The sequence below is a fragment of the Cyclobacterium sp. SOCE241 genome, from assembly GCF_056867545.1.
In genome coordinates this window covers 1,244,341-1,265,766 of sequence record NZ_CP149779.1, presented here as the reverse complement: position 1 = coordinate 1,265,766, position 21,426 = coordinate 1,244,341, and the positions used below count along the sequence as shown (strand labels likewise).

Below are 21,426 nucleotides of genomic sequence, written 5' to 3'. Positions count from 1 at the left end.
TTGTAAACTGATTTTGAAATTTGTAATGGATAGTCTATAGAATATTTCGGTATTCTTTTTCAGTATATTCTTTGAGTCGTCGTAAATTGATTTGATTTAAAAATCTAAATACTAGGGGTAAAATTGGGAGTAAAATTCTATTTATTATCCAGTATTTTGATTTAAAAAAATGATTGCCAATACCTACTTGAGTAATTTTACTGTCTTTTTTTCCATTTGGTAAAACACCATAAAATCTAACAAGGGACGCTTCATTTGAGCTCTTTCAAAAATTTAATTCCTACATCGTTGGTTACAACATCCTCTATAGAAACTTCAAGGTGATTACCTCCAAGCACACATTCATGGTAGGATAGAACCCGGTTGATTTTTTGATCTTTTAGGGTGATTCTGTTTAAACTTTTCATCCATTTAATCCGATATTTGGGCTCTGTTAACATTTGTAGCAGCTCTTTTGGTTGGGCGCTTATATCCACCATTTTCCCTGTCTTTATTGTAGGGAAATTTAGCGATTTCCTAGCAGGAGGTTCTTCTATTTCTTTCTTAAATGGACCAAGGGAGCGGTAATAATACATCTTATTGTCCAAGCCTTCCAAATTTTCCTCACCAATAATAAGTGAATTCAAATGATGAGAGGATGGTTTCGAGTCGTGAATAAAATCACCACTAAAAAGGATGTACTCTGATTGGTCAATTCTATTCTTTAAAAACCTATGTGCCACAATCACATCTTCTCCTAATAGCTTTTGGTGTCCACCTACTTCAAATTGCGTGATTGTTCCAGAATGTAAAATAAATTTAAGCGATAATTTTTCCGTAGAATTACACGCACCACAATGGCAAATTCTATCTCTCGCATAATATTTTAGATGTTGATGAAATTTTTGAAAATTGTTATGCAAAGGGAAGTGAGTTTTTCAAAATCAGGGAGTGAGTTGTTATTGAAAAACAACACTGCATCTCCTTCAATTTCTGAGACGGAAAATTCATCACCAGTTTCCTTTATTATTAACTCAATTAATTCAGTAATAATGTGTTGGCTGTGAATGATTTCAGTTTTTTTGATGAATTGTGTAAATCCACTTATATCAGGTATGAAAATAATCCCTTTGCTTGAATTAGTGACAGGTGAAAAAGCATACATGCGATTTGAAGTTTGCCAAATATATCAATAATTTCTAGGATCAGAAGATGATGCTTAGAAAACAAACTTTATTAAAATTTGAAAAGAATAAGCTTCTTCTCAAATTAAGTTAGTTTTTATTGATATGAAATGATTGTCTATGAGGTGAATTGTTTTTAAGACTTTAAAAAAAAACGAAGGGAAGAAATTGGTTTCTTGCAGGATAATACTTCCCTAAAAATATTCTTTAACTACCGGATTGATTGTACAATTTTAACAAGCCTTTGGTAGTTTAATTGTTAATGAGTTAGGTTAAAATTTACGCGTTAATAGTTAATTCATTATAACCAGAAAGGTTGTAATATTTTGTGAAAAATCCATTTTGAGGGAACTTTGAAGTCAAATTACAAATTATTAATACCAATGAGGTAAAATGAGTGGCTTTATTAAGTTTTTCTTTTTACCTAGAAGAAGGCATAGTTTTAAATCACAATAGATCCCAATGAAGAATTTAAGCCAGGAGATTAAGCATGGTAACACCCATGAGTCCATTGAAAAAAACAACAAGAAATTGGATGCCATGCTACAATGTAAATGTCCTGTTTGTAAAGAAGGGGATATGTTTAAGACCTCAGCATTAAACATGAGCCAATTTAATGAGTTGAATAAAAATTGCGAAAAATGTGGTTTTGGCTTTATGCCGGAACCCGGTTTCTATCAGATATCTATGTTTTTCACCTATATGGTAGGCGTAGCTATATTTATGGTCTTTGGATTTCTTGCCTATTTGGTCTTTAATGATCCTCCACTTTGGGTCTATTATGTTTCTATATTTATCCCTACCCTTATAACTACACCTTGGAACCTGAGGTACTCAAAAGTGATCATGTTATATTATTTTGGAGATATAGGAGAAAATTAATAAAACTTAGAATTAAATACTTGGATTTATTCCTTTTCGAAGGTGAAGAAATCATATTCATTTTTCCAGTTAATGGTTTCACCGGGGTCTAATTCAAGTCTGATATAGGGCTCAGCGCAATAGGTTCTTGCGTTGGCCCAATAAACAATCTTTTCCAGTGCTTTGTCACCTGTAACTTTTACTCCTGCGCCGGTTTTTGTGTTCATTACCGAGAATTGGTAATCTTCTGGTAAATCCCTAAATCCCATCAAGGCATCAGTGTATACATTTTCTCCCTTTTCAAAATACCTGCTAAAACTAATGGTATGATCGGAAACCATTCCTAAGCCGTTAAAGTTAACTTTTTTCTTTTCTTCACTGTTGTCGAGGTAAACTTTATAAGGAAAAGTGGTTTTAATATTTGGGCCTGTCATTTCTTGGTCGATCACAAAGAAGTTATGATTGTAGACACTTGTTTTGATTGGTTGAATACCTATGTTTTCCAAGGTGTGTTTCAATACAAGTATAGGTTTATCATCCACTAACTCCACAACTTTAGTATACAAATAGCCATAGCCATCTGCATCAATTAATTCATGCCTGAATTCCACTCGTTTCTGATAGGTTTTAACTTTCCATTCACCGCCATTTACCAAATTATATGTATGGGAGAAGCGGTATTTTTCTTCTTTGATTTTTTCCAAGGCTCCAACTCCAATTTTAACAAAAACACCCCCTACTTTAGCCTCTTCATATCCTAGTGGAGAGAAATCTTCGACAGGTCCCATTATGGCATCATTGATCAGAGGGTCGTAGTTGTCATACCATTGCCCAAAATATTGATGACCTTTGTACGCTAAGCTGGAAATCACTCCTGACCAATCAAATCGAGTAGCCCGATAATAGCCATTTTCATGGTCCGGTAGGTAGAGTTTTGCCGTAATCAGCCCATTGCTGATTTCCGCTTGAGGTGGATTTGCTACTCTACTGAAACCTGTAATTAAAACTATGACAATTGATAAAGCGACGATAAAATATGATCTAGGCATGGTGTTTTGAATCGGGTAGGAGACATGATGTTATACCGGAAATATACAATGTCTTTTTTATTTTGCAGTGGAAAAATGAGTGAAATTGCCTGAATAAATAGATGTGATTGTGAGTTTGTGATGGGTGAGGTGTGTTATTTTTAATTTTATTTTATAAAGCATTCATTTTTGAGTTCCAAACAAGGTAAATAAAAAGATTAATGAGGTTTGGCTTTTTCAATTACCTGTATTTTTAAAGTTATATATACAAAATTAAATTTTATTGATTACTTTGAAAGTAGAATAAAACATTTGCCAATCGATGTTTGCTTTTGTTCTTAATGCCAACAAACTTACTTAATAAAAAAACACCAATGGCTTCCTATATGGCTAATTACATTTTCAATAACTGTTATTACAAATTCATTCATAACTTAGTGTCATAACAAATGCATTCAATATCATCTCAGGAATTTAAGCGTTTACTTAAAATCAAAACAGTAATTGGTCACTCCGGTCATCAAGACATCTTGATAAATGATATTCCTGCGATTAGAGAAAAGGTTCATTTGAAATTGGAAGAAATTGTAAATGGAAAACCTGAAAATTTCATTCTTATTACCGGTTTTGCGAAGGGTGCAGATGAACTTGTTGCAAATCAGGCTGCTAGCTTAGGAGTTGTTGTAATCCTTCTGATTATTGACGAAAAGATTTTCCCTTCTTATGGACAAGGTGATTTAGAACGTGTAGATAAATTAGAAAGTAAGGAAAATTACACTACTTTAAAAATAAAACCTTTAAAATCAGATCGTGATCAAACGCCTTACGAAATTCTAAATGAAATATTGACATTTAAGTCGAGTCACCTAATAACTTTATGGGATGGTATTGACACCGGAAAACTGGGAGGAACCTGGCACGCCGTAAAAAAATTCAAAAATAAATCATCAGCTAAGTCTTTCTTTTGGGACAGAAAAGTACAATATACCCTTCACCATTTATATACTGCCCGTGAAAAGAATGCTATCCCTTCTGCTCAATCTTACCTTAATCACCCAATTATACCTAGAAGTAAACACGATTGGGAGACAACAATAATAACTGCTTATTATAAAAATCTTATAACTAAAACATGCAAAAGGATACCCGGATTTGGACGAAATGTCTTCCCGATTTCTACAGGCATTTTCTTGCGGTTTTTACTCCCTTTATTTCTAGTATGCTGTGTTCTGGTCCTAGGTGTTACCGGCCATTATGGTATTGAGGAAAAACCTGGACAGAATTTCTAAACAGTGTATTTTTTTCCGCCAACTTGATCACCTTAGACCAATCCGTCTTTGAAAATTCTTATAACTGGAAAGTGGAAGCAGCTAGGATATTGGGCGGTAGTTTTACTGTTGTTGTTTTTTTTATAGCCCTATATTTTGCTTCAGGAAAAGAAGTATTTTACCGGTTTTTGTTTTATAAATTTAGGCTATGGAACCGCTTTAAAGGAGTTGTTTCACAATTCCTTTCTTGGATTTCTTTCCGGAAGTTCCGTCCAAAATGGGCGAATAATTTTGCAGTCGTGGTGGGACTGAATGAAATTGCATTCGATATTTTAAAAGACCTTAGAAATCCCTCAACGAAATCTATAAAAGGTGTTAAAGTGGTGGTTTTAAATCCGGATCCAACATCAGCACTTGTGGAACTTGCCAGAAATGAAGGTGCTTGGGTTATTACCGGTGTTCCTACAAGTTCCACCTCGCTTAATAAAACCTATTTTCAAGAAGCGGCACAAGTATTTGTGGTGACCGAATCCGAAGAGGAAAACGTCCGATGTGTAATGGAAATGGATCAGGTGATATCAAAAATCAAGCAGTATAAAAACGAGGATTGGTTTGTCCATATCCAGGACAGAAAACTAAAGCAATTGCTGCAACAGTCAATAAGTGCACGCACCAACTACGCTCTGACAGTATTCAGTCATGCCGATAATACTGCCCGCCGGATGTTGGCAGGGTTTCCCGAGTTACGCGGAACACCACTCAGCTGCTCAATATCAATTGTAGGATTTGGTTCGGTTGGCAGGTCTCTTGCCCTTAAATCCATACAGCAACTCGTTTTTACAGATAACCCCATGCCCAGAATTTTGGTTTTTTATCCTGATTCAGATGCCAAGGCAGTTGAGGATTTTAAACAAGAATACCCGTATTTGTTTAGAGAAAATGACCAGCAACCGGATGCTATTTTTAGTAGAGTAACGGATTGGACATTTTATAAGGAAAGGGATAAATATAATACAAAAGACCGAATCCAATTTTACCCCCTTCCACCGATTCCTCAACAGCTAACACATCCCCAAAGCCCACTGCTTCAATACTTAAATATTTATAAGAAATTAAAGGTATTTGCCTGCCTCAATTCTGGTTTGGAGAGTGCTTCCATTTTGACCTCTATACTACCCGGTTTGGAACGAATAAAACTTGAAAATCCCAATTATGATTTACAGGCTTATTGTTTTTATAATTTTCCGGATGAGAAAGAAGAGGTCTATTTAGAACAAAAAATCAATGCCTTGGCTCCACATATCCCTGTAAAATGCTTTGGTAATTATCTTTATGAATTTTCCTGTAAGGCGATCCAAAATAAGGAAGCAGACCACTTGGCCAAACAAATAGCCCTATGGTACTACCTCTTATATGATTACGGGAACAGATCTGTTAGGACCTCTCTCGAGGTAGAAAAATGGTTTACAAAATTGATTTCAAAGGTAAAGGCATTGAAGTTAGGGTATGTTTCCAATAATGAAGCTCTCACATATGACGAAGAATTAAAACATAAAATCGATGGGTTAAAAAACCTGTGGTTTCAAGCTTTATCCGACAGTTATGTCTTGGAGGGAATGGAAATGATGATGCGATACTGTTGGAAAAGCCTGTCTGAAACAGATCGGGAGGGGAATAGACAGGCAGCCGATCACCTTTGGATAAAGGTAACAGCTTACGGTAAGAAATGGGTAGTATCGGATCAAGTTCCGGAGAAAGCTAGTTTTGAAAAATTTTGGAGCAAAAAAGAAGTTGAAGATTTAGGTTTGATAGAACACAGAAGGTGGAACGCCATGAAGATTCTGGATGGTTGGAGACCATTTGTAGGAAAAGATTGGAAAATCTATAAAGAGACCTATAAAGCACAGAAACTTCATAATCTATTGGTTACTTTTAATGATTTGCCCGCCAATGAACAGTTTAAGGATTACCATCAGATAGAGGGGATACCTTACTTTATTTCATTAATGTATTTAGATCAATACGGAAATCAAATCCTAATTTAAGAGCGTTCAGGGTTAAAGTTTAACCTGAAATATACTATCTATTATGTGCTGGAATCGCTCAAAATCAGCCACATCGTGGCTTTTTTAATTTCACCATTACAATGCTATGTTAAAATCTCCAAAAGATTTTCTTGCGATTGCAACACCTCTCGTATACATAGGACATGCTTCACCCCTGACTATTGTCAGGTCGGAAAAATGCTGCTACACAATCAAGGTCTATGAATTGGATTTTATAGCAAAATACTTCAACCCTGTCAAAGTTGATAAAGAAATAATAGGTGTAGCCCGAAAGGAAGCGGTCTGTTTATGAGGATAATTTGTTATACCTGCTTTATTCGGTCCACTAGTTCATCAACCGACAAAAATTCCAATAAGCTTTCCCTGACCCGTTCCGAATCATTTCGTATATGATATTTAATTATGGATTCAATTTTATCTACTAACTTTTCTGCAGCTTCGTTGAGTAGGGAAACTCTAAGTTGGCTATCCTGTTGGTGATAGGCTTGATCCATTCGTTTCCGCAGACTAAGCAATCTTGGAGAACGTTTTAATGGATAAATGGTTCGTGGAATGTCGATCACTGTTCCATTAATATGTTCAAACCAAATCCCACCGTCTTTATCGGAAAGGATAGGTGCTAACTTTTCGAGAATCAATTCATAACCTGCAGCTATAAGTTTATCCTTCATAGCGCTTACATCTTCTTCATAAGTGTTAAAAACGCTTATAGGTCTGACCACGATCAGTCGTTTTATTTTGTCGGGGTAATGGGAGATAAATCCCCCATCCTTTAAAATTCTTCTTACAAAATTCATATAATACCCGGTGGCCAAACCTACCGCAGCTGAAATATCCACCACCGGCAAGCCTTCGTAAAACCGGGTAATAATGTTTTCGGTAAATGAAAAAGGAGAATTGTCTGAGAGAAAGTTTTCAATAGGTGGATGCAGGGTTTCAATAAGTTCTTCTTTCTCAAAATCTTTGACAGTATAGCATCGAATGCCCCTTAAATAGAAAGGGATTTCTATTTCATCTTGAACCAAAACCAAGTAAGGTAATCCCAAAGAATGTACTAGCCCAAGCTCATAAAATACATTGGGTGAAGGGTTGGTCTCTCCTGCTCGGGGTGTAATATTGAATACCACTAGATCAGCCGTATCAAGTTTAGAAAAAACATCTCGCTCTATGCTGGATCCTTTCCATTCCTCCGGGAAAGTTATGGATACATTTGCCTCTGTAACTCCATATTTATCTAAGTATCCTCTACAATTTTCATCTTGGAGAATTTCTTTTAAAGCATTTCTTATCTGAATACTGCTGTCATTTTCCTCACCCCTCATAGGGCCTAAAATGACAATCTCCAGCCTTTGGTCAGCAAAATAGGAGGTCTTAAACATAAATTATATTTTTAAAGATTCATTCTGTAGGGTAAATATTTATTATTCTCTTTTTCTCCACTCTTAAAATATATATTATTTTTTTTGAAGAAAAGTATCTCCTATTATTAATTGTTAAATTTTAATTTAAAAGTCATTAAATCCCTGTATTGATTCCTAATTATGTTAAATAATTAGGACCTTACTTCAAGATATATAGGGAGATTGGTGATGTAGTTATGTAGGGATCTGTGATTTAGGATTTGTGATGGGATGAGCGGGTTAAGTTTAGGGGAGAGAACTTTGGATTCAATGAACTATAATTTCGAAGGGTCCAGTTGTCTTTTCGGGGCTTTAGGAGATTCTAGAACCTTTAACTTCGAAGAGTCCAAGTTTAGCAATGAGATAATTGTAATGAATAGGCTTCAAAATTTTAACAGTTAGCCTAGCCTCATTAACCATTAATAAATTCTAAATTAACGATCACAATACTACGGTTCTTAAAAGGTATTGTGGAAGAAGGCTCCTGTTTTCCCATCTTATTGTTATTATTGTAAGCAAATCACTAATTGAAATCACAATGGAAAACACTTCTCGACTACATTCACTTTTATTCTTTGGTCTTGTTCTATTATTTTTTGGATGTAAACAGGAAATTGAGGAAAAAGCTATTCCACCCAATATCATATTGGTAATGACAGATGACCAAGGATATGGAGACATTTCAGCCCATGGTAGTCCTGATGTATTTACCCCAAATATGGACAAGTTAAAGTCTCAGAGTATAAGTTTGGAAGATTTTCAGGTCAGCCCTACCTGTGCACCTACCAGGTCTGCCATTATGAGTGGACGTCACCCTTTTAAGAATGGGATTACCCATACTATTTTAGAGCGGGAAAGAATGGCGCTGGGATTAACCACTTTGCCTCAGGTTTTAAAAAGGGGAGGTTATACCAGTGGGATTTTCGGGAAATGGCATTTAGGTGATGAGCAAGAATACCAACCAGATAGTCGTGGATTCGACGAAGTGTTTATTCATGGTGCAGGTGGAATTGGCCAAGCATATGCAGGTTCTTGTGCTGATGTACCTGACAATGGTTACTTTAATCCGGTAATAAAGCACAATGGCGTTTTTGTGAAAACCGAAGGCTTTTGTACCGATGTGTTTTTCACTCAAGCTTTGTCTTGGATCAAGCAAAAATCCTCAGCAGAGGAACCATTTTTTGCCTATATCACCACTAATGCGCCACATGGACCTTTTATTGCTCCTGAAAAATACAAGCAAAAATTCATTGATCAAAGCTACCCGGAAGATGCTCAGGGATTTTATGGAATGATAGAAAATGTAGATGATAATTTGGGGGTATTGATGGATAAGTTGGATGCCTGGGGCATTGCTGACAATACCATTCTAATTTTCATGACCGACAATGGCAAAACTTATGGAGGATACAATACGGTTCATGGAGACACCTACAATGCTGGAATGAGAGGGTTTAAAGGGAGTGTTTATGAAGGCGGCACTAGAGTGCCTTTCTTTATAAGGTGGCCTAAAGTCTTTAAGCAGGGTCAGGAAATTGATGTGATGCTTAATCATTATGACATATTGCCAACTTTCGCAGAGATTGCCAACATAGATATTTCAGATATTCCTGACATAGATGGCAAAAGCTTCTATCCTTTCCTAATGAATGACAGCACCCATTCGGAAGACAGGTTTCGGTTTTTTCATGGAGGTAGATGGCCTTTAAATCCAGAAAATATTTCAGGACAAGATGGAACTGATCGGTGGGTAGGAACAGAAGAAACCTCTAATCCTGATAATTCTAAATACAAAAAGTTTGCCGTTAGAAATGAACGCTATCGATTTGTAAATAACAGTGAATTGTATGACTTGTCTCATGACCCGGGAGAAACTTCGAATATAGCAGAAGAACATCCTGAACTGATAGCTGAAATGCGTGCAGCCTATGATGCATGGTGGATGGAAGTTCGGCCTTTAATGGTCAATGAAAATGCTCCATTGGCAGATGAAAAACCCTTTTGGGTGGAATACCAAAAACAAGAGGATTCATCCGGAATAGAAGATTGGGTAAAACCTGAATTGGAATAGACAACAAGTAATGCAAAAAAATTAAGGCTACAATAGTGGGCTATCCTACAATTGTAGTCTTATTTTAGTGTGGAAGTTTTAAAAAAAATATCTTTAGAATTGGGTTTGACCACCTAAAATTAGTTATATATCAATTTATTTTTTTAAATTTTTCCTTTTCTATTATTTAAATTCTTTAATCATAAAATGAAAATCGGTAAGCAATTCAACCAACTTAGCAAAGGGGAATATCTTTTCTATATTGACAATTACTCAAATTATTCGGACTTTAATACTTTGGGATTGTACCGTTCCATTTGTGAAAACGAAGGACTTGAATTAAATGAGCGGATAGAGGTTCGAGATTATGCCAATTCTATTTTTGAAAAGACATTTAATTTTTTCAGTTAAAGGATCCTAAAACCTTTTTTGATTTAATTACACTAGGACTTGATCTTACTATTGCAGATGAAAGACAAATTTGGTCTGAAATACGATTCAATCAAAAGAAAATTTTAGCAGATAAAAAAATAAAGCATAGAAATTTTGGCACATATTCCAAGCATGATTGCGGCTATGACCACTGTCCTTATAATGGCTTGATGATTAAGCAGGGTTCAAGTTTGTCAGAAGCCAGTATGCATTTTAAAACCGATAATAATAAAGTTTCTGCCCAAAAGAAATCCCTAAGGAATAAGAAACAAAGAAAAAACAAGCATCAAATTCTTAAAGATGAATTTGAAAAATAGGGTAGGTAATATTGGTCTTTAATAATGATTGGACCGGTTTATTTAAAGATAAGCATTGTTTATCACCATTATTTAGAGAAAATCCCAGGTTGTAGTTGGATTAAGGACAGTAAAATGATATTTCAAATATAATGATAGAAAAGGGTGTACCTTTACAGTTTGGAATAAACATGCAAGATGCAAACTTTTCCTCATAAGCACCAAGCGGATAAATGGAGATTAATAAAGACAATGGTCAGTTAAGCAAAGATCAGATTGATCAATGTATTGCTATTTTAGAAATATTAAACAATGATACAGGCCAGATATTTAATATACCATTGGACCGTAGAATTGAGCTGATTACCCAAGCAGGTAGACTTTCAAGGCCTCAAAAAGAGGAGCTGATTAAGCGAAAGAAAAACGCAAAGAAAAAGGTCAGGAAAGAAAAGGCTTTTCAAGACAAACTTGCACGCAATCAGACAGGTATCCGTAGTGCAAGAGAATCTCTAGTTTTTGTAGCGCCAAAAATGATAACTTCAATAGAAGAAGATAGAGAGAGCAATACCACATCAGTAGCTCCGCGTGAATGTTATGTTTGTAAGGAGGTTTTTACCACACTTCATCATTTCTATGATACCATGTGTAAAACTTGTGGAGATTTTAATTATGCCAAGCGTTTTCAATCGGCAGACCTTACCGATCAGGTGGCCTTGGTTACCGGAGCGAGGCTTAAAATCGGTTATCAAATATGCCTGATGATGTTACGTGCCGGGGCTACTGTCATTGCCACTACAAGATTTCCTGTAGATGCTGCCATTCGTTTTTCTAAGGAAGATGATTTTTTAATTTGGGAATCTCGGCTTAAGATTCATGGATTGGATTTGAGACATATTCCAAGTGTAGAACTTTTTTGTAATTTCTTAACTAACCAATACGATAGACTGGATGTATTGATTAATAATGCAGCACAGACGGTTAGACGTCCCGCTGGCTTTTATAAACATTTATTGAAAAATGAGGAATTAGATAAGGCATATTTGTCTCCAATAGTAAACAATATGCTGTCAGATCATAGGGACTGTTTAAAGGAGCTAAGGGCTTTTAGTAATAATGAGGAGGCGAATAGAAATTTACCGGTCGCTTGGCATGTGGATCAATTGGGTATCGGCTTAAGCGCTTCTGCTAAATTATCTCAAATTCCTTATACAATAGACCATGCTTTGGAGCCGGAAACAGTTTTTCCCACGGGGAGGATGGATGCAGACTTGCAACAAGTGGACTTAAGAAAAACAAACAGTTGGCGATTAAAACTTGGTGAGGTTCCTACCAATGAAATGTTGGAGGTTCAACTTGTCAATTCCATTGCTCCATTTGTACTTTGTAACCGCTTGGTTCATTTGATGAAAAAAGACCATACCGGTCAAAAGCATATTATCAATGTTTCTGCCATGGAAGGTAAATTCCATAAATACCATAAAGAAGCCCGTCATCCACATACCAATATGGCCAAAGCTGCATTAAACATGTTAACACTTACCTCGGCGAGTGATTTTGCTAAAGCAGGTATATATACCAATGCAGTGGATACAGGATGGGTAACTGATGAAGATCCTATCGAATTGGCTCGGTCAAAAGAAGAAACCCATGATTTTCAACCTCCTCTTGATATTGTGGATGGAGCAGCGAGGGTATTGGATCCATTGTTCGATGGAATTAATATGGGGAAACATTGGTGTGGAAAATTTTTGAAAGATTATCGACCAACCAGCTGGTAATGGCTTTGGTTATTTTCTTCTACATTTTACTTAGATTTTATTCTTTCATTTTAAAAAAAGGGGAGTTTTGCTTTTAACCCGAGACCGACTTTTAGGTTATAAGAAAATCGCTCTTCCGAGAATTAACCTTATAAAAACGCAACAATCCGGATGACAGAATTCAATGAAGGACTCTAGAGAGCAATCATTGAAACCCATGTTTTTAGTCATTTATGGTATTAATAAAGATGGCCTTTTATTGAAAATTTGTGGATTGGCTTGATGGTAAAAGATTTGAATTGGAAGTTCAAATAATTACTCACATCTCAAAAACTTTGGTTATAAGTTTACTTTAAAAATGATTTAAAACCCTTGAAAAGTATAATGTCCTATTGTTGTAGGGTTTTTCTTGAGATTTTTAATTGGTTTTAAGTAATTAAAATAGGGTAATACGCTATTTATAAATTCTGATAAAATACCATTTATGTAAAAATAATATTGAAATATATGGATTTCACATTTTATAAAAATGAAAAAAGTGTATTGTAAATTATTTTTTTGAGATTGACTTTTTCAAATAGTTGCTAGAATCCTTGAATTTTGAGATGTTTACTCAAAAAACGTTGATATTTTTTAATAAGAATACTTAAAGGAATACGTAAATGACCTTTATTTGGTACCATTTATCATATAAAAAATATAAGTTGCTTGCTATTGAAGTTTAGAATTAATAATTTTCATAACCTTAATGATTAAAGTATTAAATATATTTCAAATGATTTATGAGAATTGTTATACTAAAACCCTAAAAAATGAATAGACCAATACAAGAGACTGTGATCGCGAAAGTTGGGATTTTAATCCTCACTTTTTCCATTCATTTGATGTCTTCTGCCTATGGTATAGGAAAAATGCCAGCGCCGGAGATAGAGAATGAAATTTCTAAAGAGGTTGAAAATAATCGTTTTTCAACTAGAGAAAACGTTTTTGCGGACATTACCGTTAGCGGTACCGTTACGGATAATAATGGTGAATCCATTCCGGGAGTTACTGTTTTTGTTCCCGGGACAACCACAGGGACAGCGACTGATTTAATGGGGAAATACTCTCTTACTGTTCCTGAGGGATCAACTTTGTCTTTTTCCTATATTGGGTACGTTACCCAAAATATAGAAGTAGGAAATAAGACAGTTTTGGATGTTGTGTTGGAAGAGGATGTAACCTCTATGGATGAGGTTTTGGTCATCGGTTATGGCACAGCTAAAAAGAGTGATTTGACTGGTTCTGTAGCTAGAATTAATATGGAAGATAAATCCAATCAAGCCAATGTAAACTTGTTTCAAGCTTTAATCGGTGCTTCAGCAGGTGTAAATCTTGAAGGAAGAGGAGGGGCATCTAGTGAGCCTGAAATTTCCATTAGAGGTAAAACTTCCCTTTCAGCTTCAGACGGACCATTGATCGTATTAGATGGTGTGATTTACAATGGTAGTATATCAAACATTAATGTAAATGACGTAGAAACAATAGACATACTTAAAGATGCCAGTGCTGCTGCTGTTTATGGATCCAGGTCTGCCAATGGCGTATTATTGATTACAACCAAAAAAGGAAAAACTGAAAAACCTATCATTTCATTTGGTATGTATACTGGCTTCCAGGACATGACGAACAATCCAATGAGAGTAATGAATGGGGAAGAATTTGCCAATCGTTTGGTAGATTGGGATCATCAAAGCAAGGTATATGCCTGGTACAAAACCAATCCAACTAGTGCTGAAGGGAGACCCCAAAGGCCTGATTTAAGCAACCCGGAAATTGTTGGGTCTTACTTGAAAACGTATGAAGAGCAACAAAACTACTTGGCAGGGAATGAAATAAATTGGGTGGATCAGGTTTTGCAAAAGGCTCCAATGCAAAATTACAATTTGAGTATTCAAGGGATGACAGATCGTTCGACCTATTATATCTCAGGCTCGTTTACAGATGTAGAAGGTATACAGATCAATGACAAGTTCAAAAGAATTACTTTGCGCAGTAATGTAGAAAGTGAAATAACCGACTGGCTAACCTTTGGCTTAAATACTAGTTATAGTACTAGAGATAATTCAGGGATCCCTACCAGTCTTGGGAATGCTAGGGTAGCAAGCCCTTTGGTTAACAATTATATTGGTGAACCTAATTATGATATTTATTTGGGAGGCGAGCTGTTTCAACCTTATCCTTTAGTGAATCAGTACATTGACAATTCAGATATTACCAACGAAATATTTGCTGTTGGAAGGTTGAAGGTTTCGGTTCCATGGATAGAAGGACTTAATTATGAATTCAATTATTCCAATGTATACACCAATAGAAATAACAATACCTTCCATTCTAGCTTAACCCCATCAGGAGTCTCCAATAGAGGACTGGCCATTAAAAACCCTTCAGAATCTAGGGATTGGAACCTTAACAATATTATTAACTACTCCAGAACCTTTGGAGATCATCAAGTAAATGGTACATTTTTATTCAGTAGGGAAGGAAGGACAGGTAATGCTTCCACACTTTCTGCTTCCGGGTTTGAAAATGAAATTCTTGGCTATAATAATATAGGATTGGCAGAAGTAGTCACTGGTAGTTCATCTGCTTATGAGGAAAATAGCCTTTCTTATATGGGGCGAGTCAATTATAGTTTCCTATCCAAATACATGTTTACAGCAACTGTCCGGCGCGATGGGTTTTCAGGATTTGGTGCTGGAAATAAATGGGCAACCTTTCCATCAGCATCTTTGGCTTGGGTGCTTACTGATGAGCCATTCCTTAATGGTACTGATGTTTACCTTAAGTTGAGAACTTCATATGGTAAAAATGGTAACCAAGGCATTGGTAGGTATTCAAGTTTATCCAGAATGGGTACACGTTATTACGTTTATGGACAATCTACGGCGATTGGACTTTACCCAAGTAATCTCGGAAATGTAAACTTAGCATGGGAAACCACTTCTTCCTATAACTTGGGCTTGGATTTTGGTTTTTGGCAAAACAGAATCACCGGTACAATCAATGCTTATACAGCAAATACTACGGATGTTTTGGTATTAAGACAACTTCCTAGAGCGGCAGGTTATGCCAATATCTGGACAAATATTGGGGGCTTAAAAAACAAAGGAATTGAATTTGATTTGAGATCAATCAATATGGATGGACCCATAAGGTGGGAGACCAATTTTACCTTCGCCCTCAATAGAGATGAGATCACCAAATTGTATGGAGAAGAAGACGACAATGATATAGGAAATGGATGGTTTGTAGGTGAATCACTCAGTGCAATTTATGATTATGAAATGGCAGGAGGAGTATGGACCGAAGAAGAGTTTTTAGTGGGAATATTTTGGAAGATTGGTACCCTGGCCAATTTAGGTATGTGGATCAAAATGGTGATGGAGAAATAGATCCTACGAATGATAGGATGGTTATTGGTTATGAATCACCAAGTTATAGATTTAGCCTTAACAATAGCTTCACCTACAATAACTTTACACTCTCTGTTTTTATCAACTCAATTCAAGGAGGAAAAAATTATTACCAATCTGACAATGCTGATATCATAAACCCTCTCTTTTATTTCCCTGATAGAAGAAATAACTCGGCTGTAAATCCCTACTGGACTCCGGAAAACCCCACGACCAACACCACAGGGATATACAATGTTCCCCTTCGTCAAAGTGGAATTTACCAAAGCAGAAGTTTTGTAAGGTTACAGGATATCTCCCTAGGCTATACTTTCAAACAAAGCTTTTTGAATAAATTGAAATTTCAGTCTGCACAGGTATATGTATCCAGTAAAAATCCTTATGTGTGGACAAACTGGCAAGGTTGGGATCCTGAAACAGGTGTTAGTGATACGCCACTAATGAGGAATTTCATTCTAGGTTTGAACCTTAGCTTATAAGCGTTCAACTTATTTCATTAAGTAAAACCTGAAAAATATAAAAAATGATGAAGATAAATATAAAAAATCTTGCAGTTAAATCTTTATTGATGGCTGCGATTGTGCTGTTTATATTTCCGTCCTGTAATGATGATATTTTGGACGAGAAACCTCTCGATTTTCTTTCTCCGGATAATGCCTATTTAACTGAGGCAGGAGCTTTGCAGGGGATCACTGCCTTACACGACCGTGTCCGTTCTGCCTACTATTCATTTGGTGAATTTGGTGTAATGAACTGGGCCACTCATGGTTCGGATTTGGGATACAATGGTGAAACCCCGGGTCCCGGAGGTTCTTATTTAAATTCTTATGCGGACATGACACCGGTATGGAGAAATGTGATCGCTACATGGAATGTTGGTTTTGAAATTATTCAATGGGCTAATGTTTTGATCGATAGGGTAGAAAGTGCCGATCCGGAAGCTTTTTCGGATGGAGAAGCCGGTAAAAGTAAATACATAGCAGAAGCCCGCTTTTTTAGAGGATTTGCTTATAGGTATTTGGTTTCCACTTATGGGGATATTCCTTTATTGACGGAACCGATAAATTCAGCCAAAGCAGATTTTATTAGAAATCCGGTAGCAGACATCCACGACCTGATGGTTGAAGATTTTCAATTTGCAGCAAATAATTTACCAAAACCGGGTGAAGAAGATGCCCCCGGAAGAATTACACAAGGGCCTGCATGGCACTATTTGGCAGAGACCTACCTCGAACAAGATGATTTCCAAAATGCCGTAGATGCAGCTTCGAAAGTTATTGAAGATTATGATTACGATTTGATGCAAGAGCGTTTTGGAACAAAACTTGGAAATGATGTATGGGGCTCTGGAGATGTGTATTTTGACCTTTTTGGTTTTGGAAACCATAACCTTCCGGAAAATACTGAAGCCATGTGGGTAATTCAAGTGGAGCCTTTTATCATTGGTGGAGGTCAGATTGCAAGTGCCTATATTTTTGGACCACGTTACTTTGATATTGGGCTTACTCCTGATGGAAAAAAGGATTTCAAGGTGAATTGTATAATGGTCTTTATACAGGGTATTCCGATAGCCTGGGACGGCCAACTGCAAATGGCAGAGGAACCAGTCTGGTTTATTATGATATATGGAAAGACAATTGGGACATTGATGTTAGGAATGCTGAACATAACTTAAAACGTAATTTTTATTTTGACAATCCTGAGTCCGCTTTCGACAAACAAAAAATTGACTTCAGTCTTTACGATCCTCCAAGGCCTGATCCAATTGCAGATACCTGTAAAATTATTTTCCCTATTCATACTAAATTTACTGATCCATTAAATTATTTCTTACAGCCTAACCGCTCAGGAGGCGGTATTACGCACAAGGATTGGTATGCATTGCGTTTTGCTGAAACCTTGTTAATTCGAGCTGAGGCAAATTTAGAATTGGGTAACAATGGCTTGGCAGCAGCAGATGTTAATAGGATAAGAGAACGTGCCAATGCAACGCCTGTCTCTGCTGCAGAAATTGACATGGATTTCTTGTTGGATGAACGTGTCAGAGAATTGTATGGAGAAGAGTGGAGGCTTATTATCTTACGACGCACAGGAAAACTTCTGGAAAGGGTTAGGAAATACAATGACAACCCACTTGTTCCCGGAGCAGACATTGAAGAACATAACTTTAGATGGCCTATACCCCAGGAACAAATTGATTTAAATGTGGATGCTGATTTTCCTCAAAATACTGGCTATTAAGTAGGCAACAATAGAAATATGAATGGTTTTGATTGGAGCTAATGGTTTCAATCCCCGAAAATATCAGGTTTAGCTGAGAAATAATTTGGGTTTTATATTTCAAAGGAGAAGCCTCAGGTTTCTCCTTTGTTCATCACAATAGTTTCCCTTAAATTGAGGGAATTAGAAATATTTGTTTTGCATTGAATGAAAAATATTGAAAATTATGAGCGGTTTTAATAAAAGGTTGTGTGGCTTACTTTGTATGTTTTCCCTACTGTTTTTTATCCAACTATCCATAGCAGTAGGTAGTACCGGCAAAGAAAGCAGGCAGCTTCCCAAACATAACATTCAAGAGGGGCTTCGACTTTCTACGTTTGATATTGATGTTACTCCACCAATAGGAATGCCATTGGCTTACGATGTTTCCATTAATAAATGGGATCTAGGGTTGCGTGCCAAAGGTGTGGTATTGCAAGGTGCAGGTTTACCCATTGTATTGTGTGCTATAGATTGGCTAGCTATAGGAAATGAAGGAATGGATGATTTTAAAAGAGCCTTAGCTGCAGCTGTAGGGTCTATTCCAGAACGGATTGCTGTAAATGCTTTGCACCAGCATGATGCCCCAAGGTTTGATTCAGGAGCTGAACAGATCCTTTTAGAAGCAGGACTAGATCCTGCAAAGATTAACCCAAGCCAATATGATGGAACATTTCCTCGTGAAGCTCTCCGTAATTTAACTGTCGCCGTAAAAAGTTCTCTTAATGAAACCCAGCCGGTGACTCATTTAGGGCTAGGAAAAGGTACTGTTGACAAGGTTGCTTCAAATAGAAACATTTATGGCCCAGATGGAAAGGTTCGGGTGACAAGGATGTCTACAACTAGAGATGCAAAAATCCGTGCTGAACCTGAAGGAGTAATTGATCCGGAATTATCTTTGGTTAGTTTTTGGAATGAAGACCAACCGATAGCTATTTTCAGCTATTACGCCACCCATCCTCAAAGTTATTACCGTACAGGAATCCCAAATCCTGATTTTGTGGGTGTTGCCCGTTTCTTTCGGCAGTTGGCCGTGCTGGATGCTCTTCATGTTCATTTCAATGGTGCAGGAGGAAATATTGCTGCAGGAAAATACAACGATGGGTCCCATGAAAATCGACTCATTTTTGCACAGCGATTAGCTGCGGGAATGGAAGAAGCTTGGGAAGCAACAAAAAAAGAACCGATTACTTCTGCCAATGTTTCATGGACTGTAGAAAAGGTGGCTTTGCCTCCGGCTCCATACTTGTTTGATATGCAAGAAAAGTTAAAAGAAAGCAATGAGTTGTTAATACAAAATAGTGGAATCGCGAGAAAAATGGCTTGGTTGCGTAGAACACAGGAAGGTAAAACCATTGATTTGAAGTGTTTAAGTTTAAATAACGCTAGACTTTTACATATGCCCGGAGAACTTTTTGTTGAATACCAGCTTGCCGCGAAAGCAGCACGACCGGATTTGTATGTAGCCATGGCGGCTTATGGCGATCTTGGAATGGGGTATATTGGAACCACTTTGGCCTATGAAAAAGGAGGGTATGAGGTAAGCCAACGAGTATCAAATGTAGCACCTGAAGTGGAAGGGGTACTGATGAAGGCAATTGAAAATTTGTTAAAGAAATAATGCCTGAAAAGTTTAGGCTTTAGTGACATTAAATACAATTTCTTCACCTGTAATTATGGATCAATTGCTGTAAAATTGATCCATAATTACAACTTTTTGAGTTGAAATCAATTTGATGGTTCTTCAATTTTTAAAAGAGAACTATTTCCCTTTTAAATGACCTTTTAATTCAATACAAGCTATTATGACTCCATGAATATAATAGAAACAATAATTATTCAATGTAGTCTGTACTTTTTGATTTAAAGGAAATTATAAATGGTATAAGCTACCTTTATTACTTTTACAGATCTTTTTAAATAAAACCAACATTGCAAGCAAGGGTAAAACCAACCTAGGTTGTCATTGTATTACCAACCGAAATTATTTAGGGAAAATCATTCCTTCTTAAAATGAAAAAAACGATAATCTATTTTTTGCTTTTTGGACTTTCAGCTAATTATTTACATGCGGAGGAAAGTGATAGTCTCAGCTTTAATGAGATTACGCTACATGTGGGGTATCAAAATAATTACTTTAAAGATGAGGTCTTTTCTCCTTTGAATCAACAAGGCAATGGAATGCAATTTGGTTTGGGGTATAAGAGAACGCTACAGAATATTTTTGGGGTTTCCTTACAATATGGGTCCGGATCCTTGAATGTATATGAAAACAATAGCTATTCTGATTCTTACCTGAATATAAACCTAGCATTGGAGTATTTGGCCAAATTACCCCTTGGAAACACCACCACGGTTTTTTATTTAGGGGTACTTATGAAACTAAAGCATTTTTCTTAGAGTGGAATGACTTGGATACTTTTAGCTATACTTCCTCCCAAGGCTTTTCTATTAAAGGCCTAATAGCTAAAGAAATTAATTCAAAACACGGTATAGAAACTGCTATTGGAATTCCCATTTTTCAATGGTTAGGGAGACCTCCTTACAATGGTATTGATGAATTCATTATTGAAAACCAAGATAACCCCGTAAGCATTATGCTAAAAGGAAAGCCTTCCTCCTTTGGTAAATATTTAGGTCTAGATTGGGATTTGAGCTACAGGTACCGAATCAATTCACGATTGGTTTGGTACGTCAATTATTCTTTAAATCTTCAAAAAGTAAAAGATGTCCACCAATTCATACATTTGTCAATGGTTCCATCTACCGGTATAGCCTTTAAATTTTAATTGGTATGGTGACAAATCAACAAGTTTTGAGAAACGAGAAAGGTCAATTATTAATAACCCATTCAGCCATTTCCATGGTGAAGAATTTTCTTTATTTAATTGTTATTTCTTTCCTAAGCTTTGGCTGTGAAGAAACATTTTTAGGAGAAGCAGAACCCAATAGTCCAACAAATAATTTTGAAATCTTATGGAATGATTTTGACCAGCATTATAGCCTATTTGAGGTAAGGGGAATAAATTGGAAACAGTTGTACCAAAATTATCGCCCACAGGTCACCGATAAGCTTTCCAATGAGGAACTCTGGGAAATAGTGACGGAAATGGTGGAACATTTAGACGACAGTCACACTACCCTTTATAATGGCAATACGAGGTATAAGTCAGGTTATGCGCTTAATGAACAGTCAACTGCGGAATTTAGTGCTGACTTGCTGATATCAAAATACATAGATAGCAAGATTGAGGAAACATCAGAAGACGAACTCTTGTTTGGGCAAGTCAAAGACAAGAATGTAGGTTACATCTATTTGGGGTCGATGGGGGCAGTAACCCTTCGGTAATTGATGAAATAGTTAAAAAATTTGATAATACTGAGGCCATTA

Annotated in this window: 16 protein-coding genes and 1 pseudogene; 14 read left to right on the top strand and 3 right to left on the bottom strand. The window is 36.4% G+C overall.

Annotated elements, in window-relative coordinates; all coding sequences use genetic code 11:
* Nucleotides 1-251 precede the first annotated feature (251 nt).
* Nucleotides 252-1,144: pseudogene (locus WG932_RS06075) on the bottom strand (DUF2652 domain-containing protein).
* A gap of 481 nt (nucleotides 1,145-1,625) precedes the next feature.
* Between WG932_RS06075 and WG932_RS06070 the strand changes: the two are divergent.
* The gene (locus WG932_RS06070) at nucleotides 1,626-2,045 is read left to right on the top strand and encodes a DUF983 domain-containing protein (RefSeq protein ID WP_483087336.1); all 420 of its coding nucleotides are present in this window, start codon (nucleotides 1,626-1,628) and stop codon (nucleotides 2,043-2,045) included.
* A 26-nt stretch (nucleotides 2,046-2,071) separates the two neighbouring features.
* Here the strand turns inward: WG932_RS06070 and WG932_RS06065 are convergent, their stop codons facing one another.
* A complete protein-coding gene (locus WG932_RS06065) occupies nucleotides 2,072-3,073 on the bottom strand; it encodes a hypothetical protein (RefSeq protein WP_483087335.1) in 1,002 nt (333 codons plus the stop codon).
* 428 nt (nucleotides 3,074-3,501) lie between these two features.
* On the opposite strand from WG932_RS06065, the gene WG932_RS06060 reads away from it, so the two are divergent.
* Both WG932_RS06060 and WG932_RS06055 read left to right on the top strand, forming a co-directional pair.
* A complete protein-coding gene (locus WG932_RS06060; protein WP_483087334.1) occupies nucleotides 3,502-4,341 on the top strand; it encodes a hypothetical protein in 840 nt (279 codons plus the stop codon).
* Between the two features lie 23 nt (nucleotides 4,342-4,364).
* The gene (locus WG932_RS06055) at nucleotides 4,365-6,365 is read left to right on the top strand and encodes an NAD-binding protein (RefSeq protein ID WP_483087333.1); all 2,001 of its coding nucleotides are present in this window, start codon (nucleotides 4,365-4,367) and stop codon (nucleotides 6,363-6,365) included.
* Between the two features lie 323 nt (nucleotides 6,366-6,688).
* Here WG932_RS06055 and WG932_RS06050 read toward each other — a convergent pair whose 3' ends face one another.
* Nucleotides 6,689-7,765 carry an STING domain-containing protein gene (locus WG932_RS06050; RefSeq protein WP_483087332.1) on the bottom strand — a complete coding sequence of 359 codons (1,077 nt, stop codon included), beginning with the start codon at nucleotides 7,763-7,765 and terminating at the stop codon, nucleotides 6,689-6,691.
* A 559-nt stretch (nucleotides 7,766-8,324) separates the two neighbouring features.
* Between WG932_RS06050 and WG932_RS06045 the strand changes: the two genes are divergently transcribed.
* From WG932_RS06045 to WG932_RS05995, 11 genes are all read left to right on the top strand, one after another.
* On the top strand, nucleotides 8,325-9,857 hold the full coding sequence (locus tag WG932_RS06045) for an arylsulfatase (protein WP_483087331.1): 1,533 nt from the start codon (nucleotides 8,325-8,327) through the stop codon (nucleotides 9,855-9,857).
* Nucleotides 9,858-10,043: 186 nt separating this feature from the next.
* A complete protein-coding gene (locus WG932_RS06040; RefSeq protein WP_483087330.1) occupies nucleotides 10,044-10,247 on the top strand; it encodes a hypothetical protein in 204 nt (67 codons plus the stop codon).
* A gap of 550 nt (nucleotides 10,248-10,797) precedes the next feature.
* The gene (locus tag WG932_RS06035) at nucleotides 10,798-12,342 is read left to right on the top strand and encodes an SDR family oxidoreductase (RefSeq protein WP_339678067.1); all 1,545 of its coding nucleotides are present in this window, start codon (nucleotides 10,798-10,800) and stop codon (nucleotides 12,340-12,342) included.
* A 791-nt stretch (nucleotides 12,343-13,133) separates the two neighbouring features.
* The gene (locus tag WG932_RS06030) at nucleotides 13,134-15,755 is read left to right on the top strand and encodes a SusC/RagA family TonB-linked outer membrane protein (protein WP_483087329.1); all 2,622 of its coding nucleotides are present in this window, start codon (nucleotides 13,134-13,136) and stop codon (nucleotides 15,753-15,755) included.
* Nucleotides 15,728-16,255 (top strand): hypothetical protein, encoded by a 528-nt coding sequence (locus WG932_RS06025; RefSeq protein ID WP_483087328.1) that lies wholly within the window; start codon nucleotides 15,728-15,730, stop codon nucleotides 16,253-16,255. The genes WG932_RS06030 and WG932_RS06025 overlap by 28 nt, the downstream gene beginning before the upstream one ends.
* 44 nt (nucleotides 16,256-16,299) lie before the next feature.
* Entirely contained in the window at nucleotides 16,300-17,451 is a 1,152-nt protein-coding gene (locus tag WG932_RS06020) for a RagB/SusD family nutrient uptake outer membrane protein (protein WP_483087327.1), read from the top strand.
* A complete protein-coding gene (locus WG932_RS06015) occupies nucleotides 17,349-18,017 on the top strand; it encodes a RagB/SusD family nutrient uptake outer membrane protein (protein WP_483088586.1) in 669 nt (222 codons plus the stop codon). Before WG932_RS06020 ends, WG932_RS06015 begins: the two co-directional genes overlap by 103 nt.
* 205 nt (nucleotides 18,018-18,222) lie before the next feature.
* On the top strand, nucleotides 18,223-19,656 hold the full coding sequence (locus WG932_RS06010; protein WP_483087326.1) for a hypothetical protein: 1,434 nt from the start codon (nucleotides 18,223-18,225) through the stop codon (nucleotides 19,654-19,656).
* Between the two features lie 392 nt (nucleotides 19,657-20,048).
* Nucleotides 20,049-20,435: a hypothetical protein gene (locus tag WG932_RS06005; RefSeq protein ID WP_483087325.1), complete on the top strand. Its 387-nt coding sequence runs from the start codon at nucleotides 20,049-20,051 to the stop codon at nucleotides 20,433-20,435.
* A gap of 11 nt (nucleotides 20,436-20,446) precedes the next feature.
* Complete coding sequence (locus WG932_RS06000; RefSeq protein WP_483087324.1) at nucleotides 20,447-20,824, top strand: hypothetical protein; 378 nt, start codon at nucleotides 20,447-20,449, stop codon at nucleotides 20,822-20,824.
* Nucleotides 20,825-20,829: 5 nt separating this feature from the next.
* Nucleotides 20,830-21,384 (top strand): hypothetical protein, encoded by a 555-nt coding sequence (locus WG932_RS05995; protein ID WP_483087323.1) that lies wholly within the window; start codon nucleotides 20,830-20,832, stop codon nucleotides 21,382-21,384.
* Nucleotides 21,385-21,426: the final 42 nt, after the last annotated feature.

Excerpts from the sequence above, each read along its gene's own strand:
- WG932_RS06050 (WP_483087332.1), bottom strand. The coding sequence starts at position 7,765 with ATGTTTAAGACCTCCTATTTTGCTGACCAAAGGCTGGAGATTGTCATT.
- WG932_RS06030 (WP_483087329.1), top strand. The coding sequence starts at position 13,134 with ATGAATAGACCAATACAAGAGACTGTGATCGCGAAAGTTGGGATTTTA.
- WG932_RS06035 (WP_339678067.1), top strand. The coding sequence starts at position 10,798 with ATGGAGATTAATAAAGACAATGGTCAGTTAAGCAAAGATCAGATTGAT.
- WG932_RS06065 (WP_483087335.1), bottom strand. The coding sequence starts at position 3,073 with ATGCCTAGATCATATTTTATCGTCGCTTTATCAATTGTCATAGTTTTA.
- WG932_RS06060 (WP_483087334.1), top strand. The coding sequence starts at position 3,502 with ATGCATTCAATATCATCTCAGGAATTTAAGCGTTTACTTAAAATCAAA.
- WG932_RS06040 (WP_483087330.1), top strand. The coding sequence starts at position 10,044 with ATGAAAATCGGTAAGCAATTCAACCAACTTAGCAAAGGGGAATATCTT.
- WG932_RS06070 (WP_483087336.1), top strand. The coding sequence starts at position 1,626 with ATGAAGAATTTAAGCCAGGAGATTAAGCATGGTAACACCCATGAGTCC.
- WG932_RS06005 (WP_483087325.1), top strand. The coding sequence starts at position 20,049 with ATGAAAAAAACGATAATCTATTTTTTGCTTTTTGGACTTTCAGCTAAT.
- WG932_RS06045 (WP_483087331.1), top strand. The coding sequence starts at position 8,325 with ATGGAAAACACTTCTCGACTACATTCACTTTTATTCTTTGGTCTTGTT.
- WG932_RS06010 (WP_483087326.1), top strand. The coding sequence starts at position 18,223 with ATGAGCGGTTTTAATAAAAGGTTGTGTGGCTTACTTTGTATGTTTTCC.
- WG932_RS05995 (WP_483087323.1), top strand. The coding sequence starts at position 20,830 with ATGGTGACAAATCAACAAGTTTTGAGAAACGAGAAAGGTCAATTATTA.
- WG932_RS06020 (WP_483087327.1), top strand. The coding sequence starts at position 16,300 with ATGATGAAGATAAATATAAAAAATCTTGCAGTTAAATCTTTATTGATG.